The following is a 22,958-nucleotide window of genomic DNA, read 5'->3' on the forward strand; positions in this document are numbered from 1 at the left end:
CTCCTAGCGGACCAGATTGGGAATTTGCTCATATAACCGGGTGGTAAACTTAACAGCAATATTTAAAAGCCACCCGGCGGCCACAATTAAAGTTACAAAGACCGCCACCATTTTGGGCACAAAGGACAGGGTTTGCTCCTGAACCTGGGTGGTGGCCTGCAGGATCCCGATGATCAGTCCCACCAGCATAGCTATTCCCAGAGCGGGGAGGGAAAGAATTACCACCATCATTAAGGCTTCCCGAGCCAGGTGCAATACGTATGTTTGAGTCACAACAAGCCCTCCTACCTAAAGCTCTCCACCAGGGATTTAACCACCAGGTACCAGCCGTCCACCATCACAAACAACAGCAATTTAAAGGGCAATGCCACCATCACCGGCGGCAGCATAAACATCCCCATGGACATCAGGATGCTGGCCACCACCAGGTCAATAACCAGAAACGGTACGAATAGAATAAAACCAATTTGAAAGGCCGTCTTCAGCTCGCTGATCACAAAGGCAGGCACCAAAACAGACATGGGAACTTCTTGAATATTTTGGGGCTTGTCCATCTTGGCCACACTGAGGAACAAGCCCAGGTCCTTTTCCCGGGTTTGCCTGGACATAAAGTTTCTCAGTGGTTCCGCCGCTTTATCCATGGCCTGTTCATAGGTCAGTTGATTGGCTAAATAAGGTTGTATGGCATTCCTGTTAATATCCTGGTACACAGGAGACATGATAAAGATGGTAAGAAAGAGGGCCAAACCGATCAACACCTGGTTGGGCGGTGTCTGTTGGGTGCCCAGGGCGCTGCGTAAAAAGGAAAGCACCACAATAATCCGCGTAAAGGAAGTCAACATCATTAAAAATGCAGGGACCAGCGACAGCAGGGTTAAAAAGATTAACAGTTTGACACTGTCAACCACCTGCTGGGGTTGGCTGGCTGTCTCTACATTTAAGTTAATATTGGGTATCGGAATCAAGGGTTCAGCTGCAACCCCAGACGGTAGCATAAACAGAAACAATGCTGTCAAAACAATTAAGATAAACCTGCTACTTTTTTTCCTCCTGATCACGTTCCGGACACCCACTCCCGCTCCTTCCCTGCCGGCGCAGCCCGGACAGGTATTGTTGTGATAACTTTATCTGTTGGGACAAAATTTCTCTAAAATCCGTCACCGGCCCGGGACCTGCGCCCGGGCCGGAAACCGGTTCCGGTAAAGAGTCAAATTCTTTTAACAATGAAATGCTGTTTTCCTGGAAAGCCACCAAATAATAGCGTCCTCCCAGTTCCACCAGGGTCAGCCCGCCCTTGGACCCCAGGGGTAAATGCTCCACAATCCTCATATGCCGGGCCCCGGCGGTAAACCCCCTGCTCCGGGCCAACCCGTATTTGATGGTAAAGTAGGCCAGCACAAGGACCAGCGGCAGCAGCGTTATCAATTTGATGAACAACCAGAGGGTTTCGCTATCCATTACTCACTCTCTCGCCTGATATTTTTAGGGGGGAGGATTTTATTGATCCTTACCGCAAAGTTATCGTTAACAACAATTATTTCCCCCAGGGCTGTTTTTTTCTCGTTCAAGTAAATATGAATGGCATCACCGGCGGATTTCTCAAGGTCAATGACGGAGCCAACATCCAGATTCAGCACCTCGCGGAATTTCATGATTTTTTCTCCCAGTTCAGCGCTGATGGTAACCTTAACATCCTCAATATGAGCCAAACCGGTTTTTATGGCTCTCCCCTGTTGTTGTAAGGAATCCAGAGGAGGAAAGCGGACCTTTTTTACGGCCGCTTCCCCCCTGCTCTGTGTTCCGTCCAGCTCACTCAGAAACTGTTCTATTTCTTTTTCCGTCATCATGATTCAATCACCCTTACTGAGTGAGATATTCCGAAAAGTAAACCCGGTGAATCTGGCCCTGGTGGAGATTCTTGTTAATCTCTGTTTTTAACTCTTCTGCCACTTTATCAATGCTGTCCGGCGGCTGCACATCCGCCAGTTTCTTTTTACGGATGACCCGAATGATACAGTCTTGCAGAACTACTTTGTTCTTGGAGAGTTCCTCGCCCAGCTTTTTGTTTTCCTTACTTTCTTCGTATTCCAGCACCGGGGTGAGTCGCATAAAATTGCTGCCACCGGGATCAGCAAGGTTCACCAGCAGGCTGCCCATACTGAAGGTAACCAGTTTTTCAGGGTCCGGGCCTGATTTTTTCTCACTGGCGAGGGTACTTTTCAAGTAGATATAGCCCCCTACACCCAGACCGGCTAAGAAGAGGAGAATGATTAAAATAATCAGCAAGGTCTTTACGGTAAAGAATTTCTTCTTTTGCACCTGCGGTGCTGCCGCCACTTTTTACTCACCCTTTACATGTTAGGATTTGTCCGCTAACTATTTATACTACTATCGTTTGAGCTGGATAAGTTCCTCCAGCAGCGTGTCAGAAACCGTGATGACCCTAGCGTTGGCCTGATAACCGCGCTGGGTGGTGATCATGTTGGTAAATTCTTCGGTTAAGTCAACGTTGGACATTTCCAGGTAGCCTGACTCAATGGTACTGCTGCTGCCCGGGTTAGCAAGTGTGCCGCCGGTGGAGCCAGATTCTGGAGTTTCAATATATAAGTTACCCCCTTGTTTCTTTAATCCACCGGGGTTAGGAAAAATTGCTAAGCCAATTGCGCTAGTTGGACTGATATCAGCTCCGGTATCGTCTTTTATAGTAATGGTTCCATTTTTAGCTATGTTAAGTGAAGCGATATAATTGGGAGGTGTGGGCATACTGATTTGGATGGGAGCCTCTGCGGTGTCGCATAATTTTAATCCTTGCGAGTTTACCAGGTAGCCGTCTTTGTCAATGAAGAAAACACCCTCCCTGGTATAGTACTTTTGCCCGGCGTCATCTTGCAATTCAAAAAAACCATCGCCCTGGATGGCTAGGTCAAGGGGCCTGCCAGTGCTCTGTAAGGGACCCTGGGTAAAGTTATTATTTACACTTCCTACTTTCACTCCGGTACCTACTTGGACTTGACCCAATACCGGGTTGGTGCCAATAAATTGACTTAAAGAATCTTGAAAATTAGCCCGTGATGATTTATAACCCGTTGTATTTACATTGGCTATGTTATTGCCAACCACATCCATGCGGGTTTGGTGGTTGCGCATGCCCGATACACCAGCATATAAAGAACGAATCATTTTGCCCATTTCCTCCTTTTTATTATTTCCCACCTCTGTCGGTCAGTGGGTAGGGCAGCTTCCTTACGGGCCAGCTGCGTAAAACTTACTTAATAATGACCGCACTGTCAATATTGGTAAATACATGTTCTTCCATGCTCTTGCCATCCATTGCGGTAACTATAGTACGGTTCGTAATATTGGTTATCAACGCCATGTCACGGTACAGTATCAGTGAATCCCGGGACCCTTTGGCGGCAGCCTTTTGTACAGCGTTGCTTATCTTAGTAAAATCTTCCTGTGAGAGAAAAATACTTCTTTCCTGAAGCCTTTTCTCTGCATGAGCTGATAGTTTAACTCCCTGTGGTCGGCCTAATTCTTGCTGTAACAGTTCGTTGAAAGAACAATTATAATGTTGATTAGCTCGCTCCTGTTTTCTTATCTGAGTTTGGTTTAACTGTTGCGATATTCTCCTGCTACCAGTAGGTGCCGCCGGGTAATTATTTAGACTCATCAGGTGTACCCCTTTCTACGGCAGTAACCTGTTCTAAGGTGTAGGGATTCCCAGCCACCCAGATCTTGACGCCATTTTCACCCATGGTGGCTTTTTCTACGGTTCCCGTCAACAGCTGTTCGCCATTTTGCAAGGTTACTTTAAAGCCAATCAAAAAGGACGCCTGGTTAAATTGTTGCAATGTATATAATTTTTCTATATTAGTGTTCAAATTGGTCATTTGTTCTAAAGATGTAAATTGAGCCATTTGCTCGATAAACTTGCTGTTATCCATAGCATTGGTGGGATCCTGGTACCTCAGTTGAGCAACCATAATTTGCAAAAAAGCATTTTTATCCAGCGTTTTAACAGGATCCCTTAGCTTTTTATCAGTGTAATAAAGAGTGTTATTGGTCTGATTAACTTCCATGGCCTTCTCCCCCCTTACACAATAATATTAAGCCCGGTGTGTGCTGTTAAGGAATGATCGGTAGACTCATTATCCTCAGTTACGCTAAATTGATTGTATGACCCCGCAGAAACAGTTTGCCTTGTTTGGTAACCCTGTCTGGTCTGTCCGAACGGGTTTTGATTATCTTGCCAGCCCTGCTGGCCCATAAATACAGCAGCCTCACTTAGTCGAATATTTTGTTGCGCCAGGATTTCTTTAAGTTGTGGCAGAGAAGACTCCAATGCTTCCTTCGCTAACCCTGAAGCAGTAACAAACTGGGCAGCAAGCTCCCCTTTGGACCATGTTAACTTAACAGTCACTTCGCCCAGCCGCTCCGGCTGCAGTTTAATCTTAAAGGTGGTCTCGCCGGGGCTTTGCTGCACCACCATTGCCCGGACCATCTCCATTATCCGGCTCGGCAATTGTGCCATAGTGACTTCCCTAACAGGTAGCATTGTTTGGCCCAATTCGGCTGGTCTAGTTGGTAGATGATGTAGGGGATCACGGCTGCTCGGCAATTCTTTAATTTGTTTAAAGGTTATTTTTTGTATTGAATCTTCCTTCTGCCGACTATCAGATTCCAGGGAAATTTGCTTCTCCATAGTTGATGACATCTTTGTCCAGGGTGGTTGAACAGTCACCTGGAATGCTGCTTTTGTTTCTTTAAGGAGGTGTTGCTGTTCCTTTGCTTGAGATTGCCATATTAGATCATTTTGCTCAGACTCAAGGGAAGCTAGATAATCTTCGCCACTTGTCAGGGGAGTTAATAATGGTCCCTTATCAGGTAAGTTAACAGTCATGCTACTTTTATCTCGGCTATTTATTTTTTCAACTGGTAGTAAAATATAATTGTTACCGTTTCCTATTATTTCCTTTGTTTCCTTGCCCTCTGAATTAATAACCTCCTCTTGTCCCGTATCCTGACGGGTAAACTGGACTAGCATACTTCCACCATTGACCCGTTCGTGAACCTCTTGATATTGCGCATTGGCAATCTGCCCGGAATCATTCAGGGCTTTAACATTTGGAAAGAGATAATCCCTCTGCATTAAAACAGGTTGGTTTTTGGGTACAGTCAACTCATACGTTACATTAGAGGAATTAACTTCCATAGGTAAACTAATCTGTGGATTAAATGGTCTAGCTACCTCTATCGGTTGTGTTTGAGGAAGATTATCCTTTGCTACCGATGCCTGTTCCTGCCGGGCAGTCTCTATCGATACAGTAATATTACTTTTATCGCCTGTTAGACCGGGATCAACTTCCAGGACAGCTGCCAAGTTGCTTTTTATCCCGGAACTTGCTTTTGTAACAAAATCATTGTTGCTAGTGGTAGGAAGCTCTCCCCCTTGTTCGTTAACTGTATTAGACAATAATTCGCCATATGGAACCCGAATCTCTGTATATGGTAGAGGCATAACACAGTTTTCTTCTTTGTTATCCCCAACCGTAACAAGGATATCCTGCTGCATAGTTTTATCTGCAGCATCATTAGAAATGTATGGGTTTGGAGGCTGCACCATCTGATAAACAGCTAAATAACTTTGTGTTACAGCGTCCCGCAACATACATTTTCCAATAGGTGTTCCTGTTTTTTCCTCCGGCGGCCGGTTTTCATTATCCGAATCTAAAACCATAAGTAGTTGCAGTAAATCGCCAAAACCTTCTCCCATAGACTTACTAATGTTTACCTGACTTGTTCCCTGTTGGGATATAACCCTGCCTATTTCCACTCATATCACCTCCTTTCATAAGTTGTCATGTAACAACTAATTAATCGTTCTGATATAACGCGAAGTAGCCAATTCATCAATTTCCTTTTGCTCTAAATAGAATTCAAGTTCTTTATATTCTTGTACTTGTTTTTCCTTTAACTTCTCCAAGATCATTCGTTCCTGTCTGGCCTTTAAAGCAGCCTCCTTGCGCAGCTGCACTATCTCCTGGGCCCGTTGTAAAAGTCTTTGCTGACATTGTATGTTTTTTTGCAAATGCTCCAAATAAATTAAAGATTGCATATGCTCGCCGGGATGCCTGATGCTTTCAGTATAGGCGATGGTCTGCTGCATTTTTCCCTTGCTTTCATTTAATTCTCTCTCACACCTGGCGCATTCCTGCTGGGCCTTGGCCAGTTCCAGCAAAGCCTGTTCTTCTTGCTTGATTTTTTGCTGCAGCACCTGTTCCAGCCGGAAGTGGAACTTTTTCAAGGTTATCTACCCCCTGCCGCCAAGGCTGCTAAATGGTTTAAGGTCTCTTCGTATCCGCTGTATTCGGATGGAGACTGTTTGAGGAAGCTAATGATCCTGTCATGTTTCTCTATAGCTTCATCAATCTTGGGGTTGGACCCTTTAACATAAGCCCCGATATTAATTAAGTCCTCCGACTGTATGTAAGTTGCCAGCAAATCTCTGATGATCCCGGCCTGGACCTTGTGTTCCTCGGAAGCGATATCCGGCATCAGGCGGCTGACGCTTTGCAGTATGTCGATGGCCGGGTAATGGTTGCTGGCAGCCAGTTTACGTGTTAAAACAATATGGCCGTCCAAAATACCCCTAACGGCATCGGCAATGGGTTCATTCAAGTCGTCCCCGTCTACCAGAACCGTATAAAAGGCGGTAATGGAACCTTTTGGCCCCATCCCGGAACGTTCCAGCAGCTTCGGCAGCAGGGCAAAGACCGAAGGGGTATAACCCTTGGTGGCCGGCGGTTCGCCCACCGCCAGGCCCACTTCCCGCTGGGCCATGGCAAAACGGGTTACTGAATCCATCATCAGCATGACATCCAGACCCTGATCGCGAAAGTATTCAGCGACGGCGGTCGCCACAAAGGCGCCTTTCAGTCTGACCAGAGCGGGTTGATCGGAGGTAGCTGCTACAATAACAGACCGGGCCATCCCCGCGGGGCCAAGGTCTTCCTCAAGGAATTCCAATACTTCACGGCCCCGTTCGCCAATCAACGCAATCACGTTTACATCGGCACTACCATGCCGGGCAATCATCCCTAAGAGGGTACTTTTTCCTACACCGCTGCCGGCAAAAATACCAATGCGCTGACCTTTGCCGCAGGTGAGCAAGCCATCCACCGCCCGGACCCCGGTAGGCAGTACGGTATGAATTCGCTGCCTTTTGAGGGGATGGGGAGGACGGTTATCCACAGGAAACTCTTCGCCCGGGCCAACATCCATGGCTCCATCGATGGGTCTCCCCAGGCCATCCAGAACCTTGCCCAATAAATGATGACCAACTTTAACGGTAAGGTTGCGGCCGGTAGGAACCACGGCGCTGCCGGGGAAGATACCCCTTAATTCTCCCAAGGGCATCAGCAGCGAATGCCGATCCCGGAAACCCACCACTTCGGCCCTGACAGGCTCCGCTTCCTCCTGTACCACAATGTCGCAGACTTCGCCTATGCGGGCAATGATCCCCTGAACCTCAATCATCAGGCCGATGACCCGGGTCACTTTACCAATGGGTTTGATCACTCTGGCCCTGTTTACCCTTTCTTTATAAGGAGCAAGGTTAATATCAACCTTAACCTCCATCGGTTTATTCCTCCCGGCCGTACAACGCCTTTAATACTTCCTGCCACCGGGTTTCCAGGGTGGCATCCACTTGCCCCTGGTCTGTCTCTATGCGACAGCCCCCGGGCTTAATACCGTTATCCACCAGGACGTTTAATTCTACTTTCCCCGGTAACCCCTGTAACAATTGATTCTTGCCCTGTTCTATAATGGCAAGATCGGCATGGTTTACATAGATATTGACCAAGGGCCTGTTCTTAACCAGCTCCATACATTCCCTGGCAATTTCCATCACCGTCTGTGGTTCAACAGCAAGCTGAGTCATGACCACCCGTTCGGCAATATCCACCGCCAGGTCAACAATTTCTGATTCCATTTTTTCCAGGGTGTGTCGGAATGTGTCCTGCGCCTGAAAAAGCACTTCCCGGGCCTGCCGGCGAATTTCTTCGGCCTCTTTTTCCGAAGCGGTTATGCCCTCCTGCCAGCCGTCTTGCCTGGCCTGTTCCTTGATTTGCCGGGCCGAAAGCGCCGCCTCTGCCCGGGCTTGCTCAATGATTTCGGCTGCCTCTCGCCTGGCCCTGGCAATCATTTCTGCCGCCTGCTGCCTGGCCATCATCAGGAGTTCTTCAGGGGTGGGATGTCCACTTTCCTCAGAGGGCGGCAGAGAAAGCTGCCGTAACGGCAAAACCTGATCAGCCTGATCCACAGGAGCGCTTTTGATGACCCTAAACAAGTATTGCATCCTCCCCACCGCGGGAAATGACGATTTCTCCGGCTTCTTCCAGGCGCCTGATCACATTTACAATGCGCTGCTGGGCCTCTTCCACTTCCTTCAGCCGGACAGGCCCCATGTATTCAATTTCTTCCTTCAGCATGTCTGCCGCACGCTTGGACATGTTCTTGTAGATACGGTTATTAACCTCCTGGTTGGCGCCTTTCATAGCCAGCGCCAGGTCTTTATTATCCACTTCACGCAGTACCTTTTGAATAGATATATCATGCAGCTTGACAATATCTTCAAAAATGAACATCATACGGCGTACTTCTTCAGTGAGATTGGGGTCGACCCGCTCCAGCTGCTCAAAGATGGCTTTCTCTGTAGCGCGGTCTACCCGGTTGAGAATATTCACCAGGCACTGGATGCCCCCAACCACCGTTTCCTCATGCTGGGCCACCGAGGCCAGCTTCTTCTCCAGAACCTTCTCCACCTCTTTGGCCACATCGGGCGAAATTCTGTCCAGAATAGCCACCCGCCTTGCAACTTCACTTTGTATTTGCGGGTCCAGCTCGGATAAGATAACTGCCGCCTGGTCGGGTTTTAAATAGGACAAAACAAAGGCGATGGTTTGGGGATGCTCCTCCCGGATAAAACTTAAAATATGCCTGGGATCGGTTTTGCGCAGGGAGCCAAAGGGAACCGATTGCATGGTGGAACTGATTCTTTCCAGTATTTCGGCGCCCTTTTGGTAGCCGTAGGTTTTTTCCAATAACTCCCTGGCATAGTTAACGCCGCCGTTCAACAAATAATCGCGGGCCTGAATTAAGTAGATAAATTCTTCAATGACTTGTTTTTGAATGTCATTAGGAACCTTATCCATTTCAGCAATGGCGGCGGTAATTCGTTCAACTTCCTCCTCGGTAAATTCATGCTTTAAAAGTTTGGAAGAGATATCGGCTCCCAGGGAGATAAGTAATATAGCTGCTTTTTGTTCGCCGGTAAGTTTATCGTAATTCATGGTTCTAACCCCTTATTCCCTTAGCCATACTTTCAGCACGGAAGCCACATCATCAGGTCGTTCTTCCGCCAAGTTCTTTAATTGCTTCTGTTTGTCCTTTGGCGGAGGAATTTCCCACTGAGGTTCTTCCTCATCCGCAGGCTGCGCAGCTTCTTCTACCGATAAACCCAGGGTTTCTTCAATTTGCGGCTCAGCCTTCTTCTTGCGGCGCCGGATAAAGAAAATCACAAGAGATAAAAGCAGCAGTAAACCGCCTGCAGCAGCCGCAATCATCATATATAACTGTTCCTTGTTCTTTTGTTGCTTTGCCTCCAAATCTTCTCCCAGATCGTACAGGCTCCGGTCAAAGGGCATGGAGGAAACGGTAATTTGATCGCCCCGCCGCGGGTCAAAGCCTATGGCAGCGGTTACAATCCGTTCCACCTGGGTTTTATCCAGATTCTTAATGGATTCGTCCAGCACCACAGCGGTGGAAAGTCTTAAAACCCTGCCGGGGGCTTGTACCACGGACTCTACCCTTGTGCCATGCTGGTAATTCTTGATGTCATCGGATTTTTGGTAGCTGCTCTGACCGGCAGAGATTTGTCCGGGGATGCTCTGCCCGGGCATTTGCGTGGTAGAGCCGGGGATGCCGCCGCTGCTTCCGTCGGTACCGCTTTCTTTGGTACTGCGTTCGCTGACAACTGGACCGGGCACAACTTCGGTGGTGTTGGTTTGCTGCTGGTTAAAATCCAGTTCCGCCGTCACCATGGCCACCGCTTTATTGGGCCCCAGCACCTTGGACAGCATGGTCTGCACCCGGTTCTCCAGTTCTTTTTCAAAGGCCCGGCGGATTTGCTGCTGGCGTTCTACGGCAGTTCCGGTAAAACTACCTGCTGCTGTACCGGCGGGGTCTTTCAGAAATTCGTTTAATACATTACCTTCCGTGTCGATGATATGTACATTTTCGGCTTTCAGCCCTTCTACACTGCCCACAATCAAATCGTTCAGGCCTTTAACCTGTTCCGGCTTCAGTTTGGCGCCGGGTTTCAGCTTAATCACCACCGAGGCCGAGGCGGTCCCTTCATCCTCGAGAAAGACACTTTTTTGCGGGATCACCAGGTGAACTCTGGCCTGGTCTACCCCTTCCACCTTGGTGATGGTGCGCCTGAGCTCCTCCTGCAGGGCCCTTTGATAAGCGATTTGCTGCTCGAAATCGGTTTCCCCGAATTTACTCTTGTCGAACAATTCAAAACCGTGGTCTACTCCTGTCAGTAGTCCGTCACTGGCCAGCTTAACTCTTATTTCATCCACTTTCTCCTTGGGAACCAGGATGGTCGTTCCCTGGTTGGTTAGCTGGTATGGGATCTTTTGACTCTCCAACTGGGCCACGATCTCGCCGGCATCCTTGGGTTCCAAGTCCCCTAATAAAACAGCATAATCGGGGCGGATAAAAACGGTACCCAAATACACTGAACCTGCCAGGATAACTGCACTAACCAGAATGATCAAGGCTTTTCTCTTTTGATTTGTTTCCTGCCACCGCTGTTTTAATTTATCCAGCAGGTCTCGAAAATTCACAATACCACCTCAAAGGGGATTATAACTGCATGCGAGATATTTCCTGGTAAGCTTCAACAATTTTATTTCTCACTTCAACCGCCAGCTGCATGGTGAGTTTTGCTTCCTGCATGGCAATGGTAACTTGGTGTATATCCTGTATTTCGCCCACCAGAAACTTTTGCATGGCTTCATCAGCTTTTAACTCCGTCTGATTGAGCCTGGCAATGGCGTCATTTAATACCCCGGCAAAGCCGGTATCTCCTGCGTATTTTTCTTTAGAAATAACCTCCAGTATTGGTAACGGCATGGGCGCCGGCAAAACTTTCATTAATTCCTACCCCCTACCCGCGGGAAATTTCCAGGGCCTTAAGAGCCATGCTTTTGGCTGCATTCAAGGCCGTTACATTGGCTTCATAGGTCCTGCTGGCGGTAATCATGTCTACCATTTCATTTACAATGTTAATGTTGGGATAAGCAACATTGCCCTGTTCATCCGCCAGCGGGTGATTGGGGTCGTTAACGATCCTCGGGGGAGCCGGGTCTTCCACAATGGCCTTTACCCTGACCCCTAACCCTCTGGGTTCTTTCTCATCGGCCGCCATGGTTTGCCGCAGTTGTTCTGCAAACAAAGGAACTTTTCGACGATATACAGGGCTGGCGGGGTCATTGGGACGGCTGGCTGTGTTCATGTTGGCAATGTTGTTGGCAATCAGGTCCAGCCGTAAACGCTCAGAAGTCATCCCGGAAGCGCTGATGCGAAAGGTATCAAATAATCCCATCCTGCATTACCTCCTGCCGCCGATTACGATCCCAAGAATGTTATAGCGATCTATCAGCCCCTGGCTGATCACGTCATATTGAATGGTGGTGGCAGCCAGATTCACCATTTCCTCGTCTATATCTACGTTATTGCCGTCGTAACGCATGGTCGTGTCCTTGACCTGCTTAACCTCCGGTTTTATTGCCGCACCGGATACTCCGATATGCAGCGGGTGGGTTCCCTTGAGGGGGGCCCCGCTGCTATTGATGGCAGCCTTGAGTTGATCTTCAAAACTGACATAGGATTTCTTGAAGCCCGGCGTATTTAGATTGGCTACGTTATTGGCAATCACCCGCTGCCGCAAAGCGCCGGCATCCAGTCCTTTTTTCAGAACATTCATAACGGGGCTGTCAAAAATATTCATACCATCCATCCTCGTTCTCAAATTTCTTGAATTATGCACTAAAGATTTACGTTAATATTACGATAAAATGGTTAAGGGGAATACTGACGTAGTGTTAAAAAATATGAAAATACTCCACCATATGATAAAATTCTACTTTGTTGTAAAAAAACCCTTCCGCAGGGTTGATTGGCAATAAATTTTATAAGAAAGCTTCGCAATCTTGAAAAAACGTCTGTACTATAATAGTACAGACGTTTATTTTTTTGTCTTTGTTCACTATCATCTGTTATATCAAATTTGTAGTATTTTGTCGGGATATTTCTTCTAATTTTATTGTAAAATAGGCTAATATGTCCATATGTAACCATAAGACTCGGGTCTAAATATTCTTGGGACTAAAGTCCTGTGCCGGAAGTTTTCCCTGCTGCCAATGCTTCCTTGAGCAAACGGACTGTTTTTATCATCATTTGATCATCATAATTGGGAAACGTGGGAAGATTGATTACCCTGCTGTAATAAACCTCCGCTTGAGGGCACAGGGGTCCTTCGATGGTGCAAATGTCCGGGTGTCCCTGCCAGAGATAAATGGGATGCAGGTAGATGGGATAAAACTGTACACCTACCGGAATACCCTGCTCTAAGAGTTTTTCTACGATCTGCCTGCGTCTGGCCACAAGTTCTTGTCCCTTCAGTAAGATGGGAAAGCTATACCAGGCCGGCTCGCCAAAACCCCACTGCAACGGTAACTCCAAACCTTCTTCTCCTTTGAGTGCTTCGTAATACGCAGCCGCCATTTCCCGGCGGCGGGCTTGCATAAGATTGGCCTCCTGAAGTTGCCGCAACCCTATCTCGGCCTGCATACTTGTCATACGGTAATTAAACCCGATTTCCTGGGCTTCAAAATGCCAGGGCCCTTCATCTTTCACCAGCGCTTCCTTATCCAACTTCATCCCGGTATCACGGAACAATGTTAGCCAGTGATAATATTCCTCTGAATTTGTTACCACCATACCGCCCAGTTCTGTACAGACACCCTGGGGGTGGGAAAAATCAAAAACCGTTAAAGGGCTGACCGTTCCGATTTTCAGCCCCTTATATGTAGCCCCCAATGCCTGTGAGGCATCTTCAATAAGGACAATGTCCTTGCCTTCTATGAGTTTTTTAAACCCTTCCATATCACAGGGCTGTCCGGCATAATGGGTGGCAATAACAGCTTTTGTGTTGTCGGAAATCCGCCACTTTACCGCTGCGGGATCCAGGCAGCCGGTTTGGGGATCTACATCTGTATAGATAGGCACACCATCCAGGTAACGAATGGCATGGGCCACTTCCGGGTGAGCCAGGGGGGACAAAATCACCTCGTCTTTATGGCTAACCCCGGCGGCATACAGCGCAGCATGCAGGGCCGCCGTACTGTTGGCAACAGCCACCGCGTATTTGGCGCCAATATAGTTGGCAAAGGCGGTTTCAAATTCTCTGACCTTTTGCTCTCTGTTGTTCATTTAGATTGGCTCCTTATTTTGTAGAGATTGTCAGATTTTATTATATACCAAAATTGGGCCTGTATTGTCGATAAAAATATCAGAGCCTGCCCCAAACAAGCAGGCAGGCCTGTAATACGCTGTTCAGGCAAATTTATCCACCACAAGTCCCAGCATTTCTTTAAAATAAGCTACCATATTAAGCACTCTTTCCGGCGGAATCTCCCTGATTACAGAATGATCCTTGGTATTGATGATTTTAACGATATACTCGCCGCTCTTCTCGTGCAGCTGAAAGCGCAACTCCGTATTATAAGTTTCCATGGTCTTGTTCATTTTGTTTACGGCCTGCTGCACTTGATCCGGGTTTAATTCCTGCTGTTTCGCCTGGATACCCGACGTAACATCCTCATCTTTATTAGCAGGAGTATCTGCTCTATCGGCTTCCTGTGTGGACATTTGCTCTTTGTACACAGGACGTTGCATATAATCCTGAACTTTAACCACCGAGCCGATCCCCTCCAACATTGCTTCCTCACCTCCCGCACCAGCTTATTTTTTCTTATCAATAAAATAGCCAAACCTCTGCGGTTGCTGCGCGGGTCCATAGGCCTGCCGCATTGCTTTACTACCCGTTAAATCCTTAAGTTTTTGTTTAACGTTCATAAACTCACGATCAAGGTTGGCTTTATTTTCTTCGTCCTGAGCAATAATTTGCTTCAGTAAATGGTTTATTTCTGCTTGCAAAGCCGCCGGCTGTTCTTTGTTGGCAAAGGGCTCCGACAACTGCTCTTGGGCCAAGTTAATTTGCCGGTCTGTCTGGTCAACCTCATCCATCACCAATTGCCTTGCGTTCAATAGTTGTGTCAATTTATCTATATCTTGATTTTTAATTGTCTCAGCCTGCTGGAGTGTAAGATCCAGTATTTTCTGCAGTTTAAGTTTTTTCTGGTTGTATAGTTCTGATAATTGCTCCACTGTACTAACTCCCAACTGAAGCGCCGGTCTTTACCTGCTTGACAGCCTGCACCCAGGTATCTCTGATTTCTTCGGCATAACCGGTAATTTCCTGGAGAATTTCTTTATCCTTTTTTAGATTAGCCTCCAGTAAACGACGGTTCATATAATCATACATGAGATTTAAATTTTGACCCACTTCATACCTTGTGTCCAGGGTATTCATTAAATGAGCAATAATATCCTGGGCATGGATAATTGCCTGATGGGCCGACTGGATATCCTTTTTATCAACGGCCTCTTGGGCCAGCTTCAAATCCTTCACCAAGCGATTATAGAGCATGGTGGTTAATTCTTCCGGGCCAGCGCTTAAAATGGCATTTTGCTGGTAGCTTTTATATGGATCTTTGGCAATCATACCGCTTTCCCTCCGATTTTCTATTTTTTATGCTTTTCCGCCGAACTGCTGGGCCAGCCAGGCGCTCTGGCTGTTCATCTGGTTAATGGCCTTTTCTAAAGCAGTGAACTTTTTCCAATAGCTGTTTTCAATGGTTTTTAGTCTATCCTGCCAGGAAGCTATTTCTTTATCCAATCCGCTGATTTTTTTACCCAATATGCTGTTGTCAACCAGACTGTAACCGGAGGAAGAACCGGCTTTGTCCTTGATGGTATTGATGGCATTTGTTAATTCATCGTACAGACGCACAGCCAGTCCCTTATTGCTATAAGTATCTGAAGAATTGGTAAATAGCTCCATAACAGCTTTAGGATCTGCCGCTAAAGCTTCTTTTAGTTTGGTTTCATCAATATACAACTTACCCTTTTCGGAATAACTCAAAGTCTTAATACCTATCTCAGCCAAAGTATCGTACTTGGAATTGCTTACCCCGGATACTAGTGACGTCATAGTGCTGCGCATCTTACTCACTATACCGGATAACAGGGAATCGTTTTTTAACAAACCGCTCTTGGCTTTCTCTTCCCACTTCTTTTCCTGGTCATCACTTAGCTGTTCCCTTTGCTCATCGGTTAAAGGCAGGTAATCCCTGTAACGTTCCTCACTGAGTTTACTGTTAATTTTATCCAGGGTGGCATTGTAAAGGTCGATAAAGGATTTAATGGAGTTAAATACCGCATCTGTGTCATTGGTGACATTGATGTTAACGGTCTCGGTGGTCGATGTGCCGGTTAAGGTAAAATTAATGCCGGCTAATGAAAACTGGTTGCTGGTTTGTGTCGTTACGGTCACTCCGTTAAAAACAAATTCAGCGTTGGTGCCTGTTACTTCAGATCCCCAATCAAACCCATCTACGGGGTCACCGTTTTTATCCAGCTTTAGTTTGTCGCCAAATAATTCATTTATTTGCGTTTCGAAACCCGCCACTGCATCAAAGTCAATCTTTTGATTGGCGCCGGTGGAACTAGAAAAAACAAACATACGGTTAATTGTTTTATCAAAAAAAGCGGTAACCCCGGCGCTGGTTTTGTCATCGCTCATTTTGGCAGCATTTATTTTGGAAATTAAGGAATCAATGGTCTCGTTATCAACGTCAACCTCAATTTCCTTACTGCCATTTACCTTAAACTTGATAATACCCCCATAACTTAGAGAAAGCTGATCCTTTAAGTTTGTTGCATCTTTATTAAACGCTACATCCTCCGAACTGTTCAATTTAGCGGTACTGGCTAAAGAGATAACTTTCAGAGTATAATTTCCCGGCACAGCCGATGAAGTAGCGGTAGCTTTGACAATACTTTCATTGGAGGAGGAAGCCTTTTTCACTAAATAGGTTCCCTGCAGTTTCATGTTAAAAACATTATCCCGCAAAGAACGGAGGGAATTGTTTATATCCCGGTAATCATCCCGCTGCCACTCGGCAATTTGTTTGTTCTGTTTAATTTTGTCTACCTTCATGCGCTGAACCTTCATCAAGTCGCTGACCATCTGGTCTATATCCAAACCGGAGGCTAAGCCGCCAATCCGCAAATTGGAAGACATAGTATCCCGCCTTTCAGAATTTCCTACAGATAAATTCGGCTGTTTGCTGTGAATCTTGAGCATATTGTGTTACATTAGAATTAAAAGAATTAAATAAGTAATCGAAAACAACAAGGAGGCCATTAAAAGTGGATCAAACAGCCATCTGCGGTGTTAAAATAATCTTTGAGCAGGGCATACCAGGATTTGAAAACTTGAAGGAATTTTTTATTTCCAAGCCCTTTGCCGACAGTCCCTTTTATTACCTGCAGGCAGCCCAACAAGCTGATATTTGTTTTTTATTAATCAACCCCTTTGAAATTACCAAGGCCTATGAATTTAACCTGCCGGAGCCGGTTCAGGAAGTGCTGGAGATAAAGGAACTGTCCGATGTGGCAGTTTTTAATGTCGTTAATGCGCGGGAAGGTCTGGATAACGCCACCGTTAACCTGCAGGCCCCGGTGGTCATCAATGTGCGCGGCCTGAAAGGTATGCAGGTGGTTTTGAACGAGCCAACCTGGCAATTGCGGGAACCCTTAAAAAACCTGCTGCAGGGAAAGGTGGGGCAATGATGCTGATACTTTCGAGGAAAAAAAATGAAGCTATCCATATAGGAGACAATATCATTGTAACCATCCTGGATGTTTCTGGTGAAACAATCAAAATTGGCATTGATGCCCCTAAAAATATACAGATCTTTCGCAGCGAAGTGCTGAATGCCATTCAGCAGGAAAACAAACAGGCTGCTTCTTACCAGGTAAATATGCTAGAAATTAACAAACTGCTGGGTAAAGAAAGCATACGGAGGGAGGTACAATAATGATGAATATGATCCCCTTAAAAGCCAACAAACCTGGCTTTAACGGAATGTTTAATCATGTACGTTGATGAGAAAACAATTTTAACGATCAAGCAGTACCTGACAGAAAAAATATCCCCTTATTTAAAATTTCGCACTCTTTGTCTCAGGAAAGCGCCGGGCGCTTTTGGATAATTAATTGATTCACTTGATTCCAAGGTAATCATGTCCGCCGCAAAATACCAACTTATCTTAGCCATTGAAGCAGCCCAGAACATCTGCACCCACTTAGCCGCCAGGGTGTTTGCCAAATGTAAATTAATGGTTGTTCCTTTGTATTATATGATAAATCCCTGTGAGAAGAAGAAGCGAAAAAGAGATATCTTTGGGTGGCGGATGTCATTTACCTAACGATGTACTAGCTCTATAAAATGCAATAATGCAAACCTAATTTATATTAGGCTATCTTCCACTTCGATAAAAATCTTCACAAATACAGTACCTGGTATACGGGGTAACCGTTAATCATTTACCTTAACCCCGACTCAAGAGAACCGTCCCCTTGATTCGGATGGTGGTATATTGTGTTATAATATACAGTGAGGGGGGAATTTGCCTTGACTACGCCGTTTATTCGTCTTTCTACCACAAACCCGGTGTTGCGCCGACAGGAATGGCGGCCATGGAAAAAACTTGGCTATCGGGTACTGGCTGAAGACGGTATAACTGTTTATCATGAACAGGAAGCAATTAAGCAATGTATCTTGCGGGCATTTTCGCATATAGATGCTGATATTTTTTTGTTTGGTTCCCGCGCAGCCAGAACAGCACATCCAAAGTCAGATTATGATATTGGGTATTATACCGAAAAAAAAATTCCTGCCCACATACTGTCAAACTTAAAAGAACAATTAGAGGAAATGCCAATCCCAGCACGGGTTGATTTGGTTGACTTCTCCAGCCTTGCCCCGGACTTTGTACGCATTGCCTTAAAAGGAGGTATTGAGATATGGAAACAAAAAAAGAAGAACTCGCTTTTCACATAAGCCGCCTGGAAAGAGCATTGGCTACACTGGATGAAATATTAGAACAACCTTTTTCTGTTATAATCAGGGATGCAACCATTCAGCGTTTTGAATATTGCTTTGAATTATCCTGGAAGCTATTAAAAAAAGCATTAAAAATAGATGGCATCGATGTAAACTCCCCTCGTCAGACAATCCGGGCCGCATTTGAAACCGGATATATTGATGACATTGATATCTGGTTTGAAATGCTGGAAGACCGTAATATGACTTCTCATACTTACGACCCGGATATTGCCAATCAGGTCTATGAGAGCGCCAATCGGTTACCGGAAGAAATTCGCAAAGTCCTTAAAATTTTGGCAAAAAGCAGATAAGCCTCCAAGGCTTCCCGATAGTGAGGTTAAATATCGGCGACTAGGATTTGTCAATTTGTTCTACCGGCGCTGACATCCTCCCACGGCTGAAGCCCGTGGGGTTCCACGGAGCCGTGGTACAAACGGTTTTATATTTTGCGGCTGCTCAGAACAGGCTTAGGAGGCCTGTTTGAACGTCCCCTGTCCACGGCCTAGCGGTGTGGTTTTTCTCCACACGAACAGGTTGACCGCAGGGCGTGCCAGTGCGCCCACTACTCCCGACCAGTCCAGGCAGGACCCTAGTCCGGTCTCACGGAGATATCTTCGCAAAATGTTATACGCGCCAACTAAGTCAGCGTTGAAAGCTTGTTTGCAGTGGATGAACAGTCCCCGGTGCACACGGGCTTTTTTGACCCTCTTACTGCATACTGGGCAAGTAGTGCTGGTGTTCTTTTCAGAAACCTTTACCACCCGGATACCGGCCAGCGCCGCCTTATAAGTGAGCAGGCTGATTATCTTACTAAACGGCCAGGCGTGGAGCTTCTGGTTGCCCACATCTCCCCAGTTCTTGTCCGTGCGAATACCTTTTAATTCGCCGACTGCGATGGTAAAGACGTTGTGAGTTATCGCCAGGTTAACTAGCCATTTAGTTAGCACATGTAGATAGTGGTTATGCTGCCTGCCCCACTTGACGTTAAGCTCGACGCATTTTTTGCTGGTGGATTTGGTGCATTTGGCCTTCTCCTTCTGAAAATACCGGTCAATAGCCAAAAGTTCCCCGCCCGGCACGGTGAAAGAAAAACCGTCGGTGATTAACCCGGCCACAATGTTCACGATACCCAGGTCAAGGGACATGATGTTTCCGGTTTCGCGATACTTGATTGGGACCTTGTGGGTGATGTGCAGATACCAGTCTCCGGTTTTATGTTTGTACACCAGCTTGACCTGCTGTACCTTACCCAGGGCGGTGTCTGGCGGAAGCTGGTATTCCAGTATGATTTCCCACCTGCCGTATGTCTTGGGCAGTTTCAGCTTCGCCCGGTTGTCTGGCAGTATTTCAAAAGCTTTCTGCTTAAAAGTTACCGTGCTGAGCATATCTTTCTTCCTGAACCCCGGCGGGCGGGCCTTTTTGTCGCCGTTCTTCCGGTGAGAGTACCATGAACGGTAGGAGTCGTCCTGTTCACCCAGGACTTCCTGAGCGGACTGGGACGGCAGGAGCTTGTACCAGCGGTTGCCTTTGAGTTCCCGACACTGCTCCGCAAAGCCAGGTATCTTGCCAGTTTCGTCCCAGACAATGCACCGATGGTGGTTGGCCACATTCCACAGCTTTGTAGCGAAAAAACCTAAAAGCCCCAAGAGCAAGGCATCTTGGTCAGAAAGGTTCAATACTTTTATTCTGGCCGTAAGGGTCTGCATCGGTACATTGCTGCTAGACTTTTTTTTGCGTGCCAGTTCAATCACCCCCTTTTCTTCTGCATTTCGATGTACTTGCGAATGGTGTCGGAGGAAATGTTGCCGGCAGTAGAAACAAAATAGCTCCGCGTCCACATGGACGGCATCCGTGCGATATGGTCAAACTCCCGACGGAGATGGTGCGAGGATGTACCCTTGAACCGTGCTACTATTTCATGCGGTGCCAATGTAGGGGGCGCATTGACAAACAGGTGCAGGTGGTCCGGCATGATCTCCAGGGCCAGGATTTCCAACTCTAACTTCTCGGCTACCTCCCTGATCAGTTCTCTGAGCCTGGTTTCGACGGGGCCGACCAGCACCTTGCGCCGGTAGCGCGGGCACCATATGAAGTGGTAGTTTACCAGCGATACGGACGTGTGTTTGTGTCTATATTTTTGCTCCATAGCTATATTATAGCTGTTTTGGAACAAAGACGCAACAAATGTTCGGGAAAATATATAAGCCGCGCTTTCATCCCACGGCTGAAGCCGTGGGCTTTCCCGCGCGGATTTTGTAAAGTGCCAGGGATTACCTTGAGCCTGGTTCCCCCGAGCCGAGCAAAATTCTTGACTTACGTTAATGACAATGATATTTTTAACATATACCAAATTTTAGTGGAAATTAAGATGGAGGAATTGTTTATGAATCCAACGGAATGCATATTAGAGAATATGTCAGAACTGCGTAATGCTTATCGGGTTTCCAGTCTCGGAATTTTCGGCTCATTTGCAAGGGGCGAAGCTAATGAATCGAGCGATGTAGATATACTAGTGGAATTTAGTGACAACGTGGATCTGTTTCATTTTATCAGATTGCAGTATCATTTGTCAGAAATTCTTGGGCGAAAAGTGGACCTAGTTACGCCGGAAGCATTAAAACCCGAAATAAAAGACCGAATTCTTCAGGAGGTCTTGTATATATGACAAGAGATGCACTCCTATACCTCAACGATATCTTTGAATCAATTGAAAAGATTCTGCAGTAGTATACCGCAAATTTGACTTTTAAAGAATTTGCTGCAAATAGCATGGTAATAGATGCCGTAATTAGAAACTTTGAAATCATAGGGGAAGCAGCAAGCCGCATTCCTGATGACATTCTGTCCGCGTATCCAGAAGTTCCGTGGTTTGAAATGAAAGGCATGCGTAATATCATGGTGCATGAATATTTTCGCGTTGAACTTAAGATTGTCTGGGTAACAATACGTCAATCCTTACCTGCACTGCTGCCGGTGATTAATCGAATAATAGCAGAGAGGCAATGATTAACCTAAAACGACCTCGATTTCTTCCAGAACTGCCATCCTCTGTGCCGCCCAAACTAGCTTCAGGTAATCTTCGTTGTAAACTTACGGTGTAAAACACGCTTATTTGTTCGGGTCATTTGCTCGTGACGAACATATAGACTCAAGAGAACCGTCCCCTTGATTTACTGGCAGGTCCCCGCCAGCTCCAGCATCCTACTGATGATTTCATATCGCTCGTTCATCTCTTTTTCCTCACTTCGCTGTTTAAATTAAGCCAAACGCGCCAAGAATTCCTTCGATCTATTACAACCAGCCAGGGAAGAATTTCATTAAAACTGCCATTTAGACCCCTATGTCGCAAGTGCGACACCGTCAGGGGATGAAAAACAATTTTTCAGGTTAGAAAATGAACCCAAAAAGCACTTATACTTGGTTTAGTAGCGGCAGGCACCTTTTGGTAATGTAGTATAGACTCAAGAGAACCGTCCCCTTGATTCATTAGATTCATTTTTTGTGAAGGGGCAGTCCCCTTTTGTTAGTTATAGCCAGTCCCCTGATGGGTCCTGGCTATAACTAATACGATTACGGATGAAGGTCTTTCTCAATCTCAAACAAGATATCTTGCAATGCTTTATTAAAGGCGACTTGAACAGCTAAGCATTTTTCTAACTGTTTTATAGGTGGTTCAGGAAGTGCTTTTTCATTAATTCCATACATAATTACAGTTACAGGATCCTTTCCGTTCTTAATACCAGGTGCTACTTTTTTAACTTCCCATCGGGTAATCTCAGGATCAAATCGGTGGGTATGACCGTGACGTAATTGGTCAAATGCATGTAGCGAAGATTCTAAAGGAGCAAGTATTTTTTTAAACCTATCCACATTATCTAATCTTTCAACAACTTTCTTGAAACTTACAGCCTCTTGTCCCCTTTTAAATGCCTCAGCCAGGTTAAGCTCCTTATAGACATTAACCAGTTGTGCCAACTTCTCTGCCAGTGAAAAAGCCCGGTCAGCAGCACTATCAATAAAGTAAGATACATGTGGTTCGTAGAATGCTTCTGAAGGGTTTTTGTGATACAACCCTTCATTGTGTTTGGCAAGATAAAAATGCAGCAAACGGAAGTTAATTTTTAGAGCACCCCTGCTCCCATATTTACCATCTAATGGTAGGGTGGTTTAGCATCCTGACCTGAACATTTTACTTTCAAAGATAGTCCGGCGGCCTTGACATCCACCCTGCGCGTGGTTATTTAGCAGCACCGACGGGGCGGCTCCGGGAAACATGATAGATTACATATCCCGTCGGACTGTCAATTATACCACGCGCAGGGCACCCGTCTGTCAAGGCTACCCTTCGGCGCCTCCTGCTCTGAGGTACTTACCTCAGAGGCCCACCAAAAAACATAATTTAAAAAACTCTATAACAAAGCACCTCCGTAATTTAAGAATTTATGGGCGAATCTATAAGCCGGTGACTGGGACCGGTGAACATCAGTAAATGACTATGATGGATAAGCCGATCTATAATTGCCGCAGTCATAATTTCATCATAAAAGATACCGTTCCATCGGCTGAATTCAAGGTTCGTTGTAATAAT

At 46.2% G+C, this 22,958-nt stretch carries 32 protein-coding genes; 6 read left to right on the plus strand and 26 right to left on the minus strand.

Features of this window, described 5'->3' with window-relative positions; all coding sequences use genetic code 11:
* Positions 1–3: 3 nt before the first annotated feature.
* The 22 genes from fliQ to BUB67_RS12195 form a co-directional block, all read right to left on the minus strand.
* Complete coding sequence (gene fliQ, locus BUB67_RS12090) at positions 4–273, minus strand: flagellar biosynthesis protein FliQ (RefSeq protein WP_073239684.1); 270 nt, start codon at positions 271–273, stop codon at positions 4–6.
* An 11-nt stretch (positions 274–284) separates the two neighbouring features.
* Positions 285–995: a flagellar type III secretion system pore protein FliP gene (fliP, locus tag BUB67_RS12095; RefSeq protein ID WP_333871670.1), complete on the minus strand. Its 711-nt coding sequence runs from the start codon at positions 993–995 to the stop codon at positions 285–287.
* Positions 996–1,035: 40 nt separating this feature from the next.
* On the minus strand, positions 1,036–1,458 hold the full coding sequence (fliO, locus tag BUB67_RS12100; protein WP_073239686.1) for a flagellar biosynthetic protein FliO: 423 nt from the start codon (positions 1,456–1,458) through the stop codon (positions 1,036–1,038).
* The gene (locus tag BUB67_RS12105; RefSeq protein ID WP_073239687.1) at positions 1,458–1,847 is read right to left on the minus strand and encodes a FliM/FliN family flagellar motor switch protein; all 390 of its coding nucleotides are present in this window, start codon (positions 1,845–1,847) and stop codon (positions 1,458–1,460) included. Before BUB67_RS12105 ends, fliO begins: the two co-directional genes overlap by 1 nt.
* 13 nt (positions 1,848–1,860) lie before the next feature.
* Positions 1,861–2,337: a flagellar basal body-associated FliL family protein gene (locus BUB67_RS12110; RefSeq protein WP_238457046.1), complete on the minus strand. Its 477-nt coding sequence runs from the start codon at positions 2,335–2,337 to the stop codon at positions 1,861–1,863.
* Between the two features lie 51 nt (positions 2,338–2,388).
* Positions 2,389–3,180, minus strand: coding sequence for a flagellar basal-body rod protein FlgF (gene flgF, locus BUB67_RS12115; protein ID WP_073239712.1), 792 nt, complete (start codon positions 3,178–3,180; stop codon positions 2,389–2,391).
* 85 nt (positions 3,181–3,265) lie between these two features.
* The gene (locus tag BUB67_RS12120; protein ID WP_084127726.1) at positions 3,266–3,673 is read right to left on the minus strand and encodes a TIGR02530 family flagellar biosynthesis protein; all 408 of its coding nucleotides are present in this window, start codon (positions 3,671–3,673) and stop codon (positions 3,266–3,268) included.
* Complete coding sequence (locus BUB67_RS12125) at positions 3,660–4,082, minus strand: flagellar hook capping FlgD N-terminal domain-containing protein (RefSeq protein WP_073239688.1); 423 nt, start codon at positions 4,080–4,082, stop codon at positions 3,660–3,662. The genes BUB67_RS12120 and BUB67_RS12125 overlap by 14 nt, the downstream gene beginning before the upstream one ends.
* 14 nt (positions 4,083–4,096) lie before the next feature.
* Positions 4,097–5,836, minus strand: a complete 1,740-nt coding sequence (locus BUB67_RS12130) for a flagellar hook-length control protein FliK (RefSeq protein WP_073239689.1) — start codon at positions 5,834–5,836, stop codon at positions 4,097–4,099.
* 36 nt (positions 5,837–5,872) lie between these two features.
* Complete coding sequence (gene fliJ, locus BUB67_RS12135) at positions 5,873–6,307, minus strand: flagellar export protein FliJ (RefSeq protein WP_073239690.1); 435 nt, start codon at positions 6,305–6,307, stop codon at positions 5,873–5,875.
* A 2-nt stretch (positions 6,308–6,309) separates the two neighbouring features.
* Positions 6,310–7,641 (minus strand): flagellar protein export ATPase FliI, encoded by a 1,332-nt coding sequence (gene fliI / locus BUB67_RS12140; protein ID WP_073239691.1) that lies wholly within the window; start codon positions 7,639–7,641, stop codon positions 6,310–6,312.
* 4 nt (positions 7,642–7,645) lie between these two features.
* Complete coding sequence (locus BUB67_RS12145) at positions 7,646–8,353, minus strand: FliH/SctL family protein (protein WP_073239692.1); 708 nt, start codon at positions 8,351–8,353, stop codon at positions 7,646–7,648.
* On the minus strand, positions 8,346–9,356 hold the full coding sequence (gene fliG / locus BUB67_RS12150) for a flagellar motor switch protein FliG (RefSeq protein WP_073239693.1): 1,011 nt from the start codon (positions 9,354–9,356) through the stop codon (positions 8,346–8,348). The genes BUB67_RS12145 and fliG overlap by 8 nt, the downstream gene beginning before the upstream one ends.
* Before the next feature lie 12 nt (positions 9,357–9,368).
* Positions 9,369–10,916, minus strand: a complete 1,548-nt coding sequence (gene fliF / locus BUB67_RS12155) for a flagellar basal-body MS-ring/collar protein FliF (protein WP_073239694.1) — start codon at positions 10,914–10,916, stop codon at positions 9,369–9,371.
* A gap of 19 nt (positions 10,917–10,935) precedes the next feature.
* Complete coding sequence (fliE, locus tag BUB67_RS12160; RefSeq protein ID WP_073239695.1) at positions 10,936–11,226, minus strand: flagellar hook-basal body complex protein FliE; 291 nt, start codon at positions 11,224–11,226, stop codon at positions 10,936–10,938.
* Positions 11,227–11,239: 13 nt separating this feature from the next.
* A complete protein-coding gene (flgC, locus tag BUB67_RS12165) occupies positions 11,240–11,677 on the minus strand; it encodes a flagellar basal body rod protein FlgC (RefSeq protein ID WP_073239696.1) in 438 nt (145 codons plus the stop codon).
* 6 nt (positions 11,678–11,683) lie between these two features.
* The gene (gene flgB, locus BUB67_RS12170) at positions 11,684–12,082 is read right to left on the minus strand and encodes a flagellar basal body rod protein FlgB (RefSeq protein WP_073239697.1); all 399 of its coding nucleotides are present in this window, start codon (positions 12,080–12,082) and stop codon (positions 11,684–11,686) included.
* Between the two features lie 377 nt (positions 12,083–12,459).
* Positions 12,460–13,566, minus strand: a complete 1,107-nt coding sequence (locus BUB67_RS12175; protein ID WP_073239698.1) for a DegT/DnrJ/EryC1/StrS family aminotransferase — start codon at positions 13,564–13,566, stop codon at positions 12,460–12,462.
* A gap of 123 nt (positions 13,567–13,689) precedes the next feature.
* Complete coding sequence (locus BUB67_RS12180; protein WP_073239699.1) at positions 13,690–14,073, minus strand: flagellar protein FlaG; 384 nt, start codon at positions 14,071–14,073, stop codon at positions 13,690–13,692.
* Between the two features lie 24 nt (positions 14,074–14,097).
* Complete coding sequence (flgN, locus tag BUB67_RS12185) at positions 14,098–14,523, minus strand: flagellar export chaperone FlgN (protein ID WP_073239700.1); 426 nt, start codon at positions 14,521–14,523, stop codon at positions 14,098–14,100.
* Positions 14,524–14,527: 4 nt separating this feature from the next.
* On the minus strand, positions 14,528–14,920 hold the full coding sequence (gene fliS / locus BUB67_RS12190; RefSeq protein ID WP_073239701.1) for a flagellar export chaperone FliS: 393 nt from the start codon (positions 14,918–14,920) through the stop codon (positions 14,528–14,530).
* Positions 14,921–14,947: 27 nt separating this feature from the next.
* Complete coding sequence (locus BUB67_RS12195; RefSeq protein ID WP_073239702.1) at positions 14,948–16,501, minus strand: flagellar hook-associated protein 2; 1,554 nt, start codon at positions 16,499–16,501, stop codon at positions 14,948–14,950.
* A gap of 128 nt (positions 16,502–16,629) precedes the next feature.
* Here BUB67_RS12195 and fliW point away from each other — a divergent pair, with 128 nt between their 5' ends.
* The 4 genes from fliW (at position 16,630) to BUB67_RS12220 (ending at position 18,681) form a co-directional block, all read left to right on the plus strand.
* Positions 16,630–17,052 (plus strand): flagellar assembly protein FliW, encoded by a 423-nt coding sequence (gene fliW, locus BUB67_RS12200; RefSeq protein WP_073239703.1) that lies wholly within the window; start codon positions 16,630–16,632, stop codon positions 17,050–17,052.
* On the plus strand, positions 17,052–17,300 hold the full coding sequence (gene csrA, locus BUB67_RS12205) for a carbon storage regulator CsrA (protein ID WP_073239704.1): 249 nt from the start codon (positions 17,052–17,054) through the stop codon (positions 17,298–17,300). The genes fliW and csrA overlap by 1 nt, the downstream gene beginning before the upstream one ends.
* Before the next feature lie 596 nt (positions 17,301–17,896).
* Positions 17,897–18,325, plus strand: coding sequence for a nucleotidyltransferase domain-containing protein (locus tag BUB67_RS12215; protein ID WP_073239706.1), 429 nt, complete (start codon positions 17,897–17,899; stop codon positions 18,323–18,325).
* Entirely contained in the window at positions 18,289–18,681 is a 393-nt protein-coding gene (locus tag BUB67_RS12220) for a nucleotidyltransferase substrate binding protein (RefSeq protein ID WP_084127729.1), read from the plus strand. The genes BUB67_RS12215 and BUB67_RS12220 overlap by 37 nt, the downstream gene beginning before the upstream one ends.
* 156 nt (positions 18,682–18,837) lie before the next feature.
* Here BUB67_RS12220 and BUB67_RS12225 read toward each other — a convergent pair whose 3' ends face one another.
* On the minus strand, positions 18,838–20,121 hold the full coding sequence (locus tag BUB67_RS12225) for an RNA-guided endonuclease InsQ/TnpB family protein (RefSeq protein WP_084127730.1): 1,284 nt from the start codon (positions 20,119–20,121) through the stop codon (positions 18,838–18,840).
* Positions 20,118–20,516 carry an IS200/IS605 family transposase gene (gene tnpA / locus BUB67_RS12230; RefSeq protein ID WP_073239707.1) on the minus strand — a complete coding sequence of 133 codons (399 nt, stop codon included), beginning with the start codon at positions 20,514–20,516 and terminating at the stop codon, positions 20,118–20,120. Before tnpA ends, BUB67_RS12225 begins: the two co-directional genes overlap by 4 nt.
* A 237-nt stretch (positions 20,517–20,753) precedes the next feature.
* Between tnpA and BUB67_RS12235 the strand changes: the two genes are divergently transcribed.
* Together BUB67_RS12235 and BUB67_RS12240 are read left to right on the plus strand one after the other, a co-directional pair.
* Positions 20,754–21,035 (plus strand): nucleotidyltransferase family protein, encoded by a 282-nt coding sequence (locus BUB67_RS12235; protein ID WP_073239716.1) that lies wholly within the window; start codon positions 20,754–20,756, stop codon positions 21,033–21,035.
* Between the two features lie 74 nt (positions 21,036–21,109).
* The gene (locus tag BUB67_RS12240) at positions 21,110–21,376 is read left to right on the plus strand and encodes a HepT-like ribonuclease domain-containing protein (protein ID WP_238457047.1); all 267 of its coding nucleotides are present in this window, start codon (positions 21,110–21,112) and stop codon (positions 21,374–21,376) included.
* A gap of 564 nt (positions 21,377–21,940) precedes the next feature.
* Here BUB67_RS12240 and BUB67_RS12245 read toward each other — a convergent pair.
* Together BUB67_RS12245 and BUB67_RS12250 are read right to left on the minus strand one after the other, a co-directional pair.
* Positions 21,941–22,477, minus strand: coding sequence for a Cthe_2314 family HEPN domain-containing protein (locus BUB67_RS12245; protein ID WP_073239708.1), 537 nt, complete (start codon positions 22,475–22,477; stop codon positions 21,941–21,943).
* A 325-nt stretch (positions 22,478–22,802) separates the two neighbouring features.
* The coding region (locus BUB67_RS12250; RefSeq protein ID WP_159431840.1) for an ATP-binding protein at positions 22,803–22,958 on the minus strand (156 nt) is incomplete at its 5' end.

The organism is Desulforamulus putei DSM 12395 (assembly GCF_900129195.1).
Lineage (GTDB): Bacteria > Bacillota > Desulfotomaculia > Desulfotomaculales > Desulfotomaculaceae > Desulfotomaculum > Desulfotomaculum putei.

Coding starts and splice junctions, on each gene's coding strand:
- fliI (WP_073239691.1), bottom strand. CDS start 7,641: ATGGAGGTTAAGGTTGATATTAACCTTGCTCCTTATAAAGAAAGGGTA.
- BUB67_RS12220 (WP_084127729.1), top strand. CDS start 18,289: ATGGAAACAAAAAAAGAAGAACTCGCTTTTCACATAAGCCGCCTGGAA.
- flgB (WP_073239697.1), bottom strand. CDS start 12,082: ATGAATATTTTTGACAGCCCCGTTATGAATGTTCTGAAAAAAGGACTG.
- fliP (WP_333871670.1), bottom strand. CDS start 995: ATGCTACCGTCTGGGGTTGCAGCTGAACCCTTGATTCCGATACCCAAT.
- fliS (WP_073239701.1), bottom strand. CDS start 14,920: ATGATTGCCAAAGATCCATATAAAAGCTACCAGCAAAATGCCATTTTA.
- BUB67_RS12175 (WP_073239698.1), bottom strand. CDS start 13,566: ATGAACAACAGAGAGCAAAAGGTCAGAGAATTTGAAACCGCCTTTGCC.
- BUB67_RS12105 (WP_073239687.1), bottom strand. CDS start 1,847: ATGATGACGGAAAAAGAAATAGAACAGTTTCTGAGTGAGCTGGACGGA.
- BUB67_RS12235 (WP_073239716.1), top strand. CDS start 20,754: ATGAATCCAACGGAATGCATATTAGAGAATATGTCAGAACTGCGTAAT.
- tnpA (WP_073239707.1), bottom strand. CDS start 20,516: ATGGAGCAAAAATATAGACACAAACACACGTCCGTATCGCTGGTAAAC.
- flgC (WP_073239696.1), bottom strand. CDS start 11,677: ATGGGATTATTTGATACCTTTCGCATCAGCGCTTCCGGGATGACTTCT.
- BUB67_RS12180 (WP_073239699.1), bottom strand. CDS start 14,073: ATGTTGGAGGGGATCGGCTCGGTGGTTAAAGTTCAGGATTATATGCAA.
- fliO (WP_073239686.1), bottom strand. CDS start 1,458: ATGGATAGCGAAACCCTCTGGTTGTTCATCAAATTGATAACGCTGCTG.
- fliE (WP_073239695.1), bottom strand. CDS start 11,226: ATGAAAGTTTTGCCGGCGCCCATGCCGTTACCAATACTGGAGGTTATT.
- csrA (WP_073239704.1), top strand. CDS start 17,052: ATGCTGATACTTTCGAGGAAAAAAAATGAAGCTATCCATATAGGAGAC.
- flgF (WP_073239712.1), bottom strand. CDS start 3,180: ATGATTCGTTCTTTATATGCTGGTGTATCGGGCATGCGCAACCACCAA.
- BUB67_RS12125 (WP_073239688.1), bottom strand. CDS start 4,082: ATGGAAGTTAATCAGACCAATAACACTCTTTATTACACTGATAAAAAG.
- BUB67_RS12195 (WP_073239702.1), bottom strand. CDS start 16,501: ATGTCTTCCAATTTGCGGATTGGCGGCTTAGCCTCCGGTTTGGATATA.
- fliG (WP_073239693.1), bottom strand. CDS start 9,356: ATGAATTACGATAAACTTACCGGCGAACAAAAAGCAGCTATATTACTT.
- BUB67_RS12120 (WP_084127726.1), bottom strand. CDS start 3,673: ATGAGTCTAAATAATTACCCGGCGGCACCTACTGGTAGCAGGAGAATA.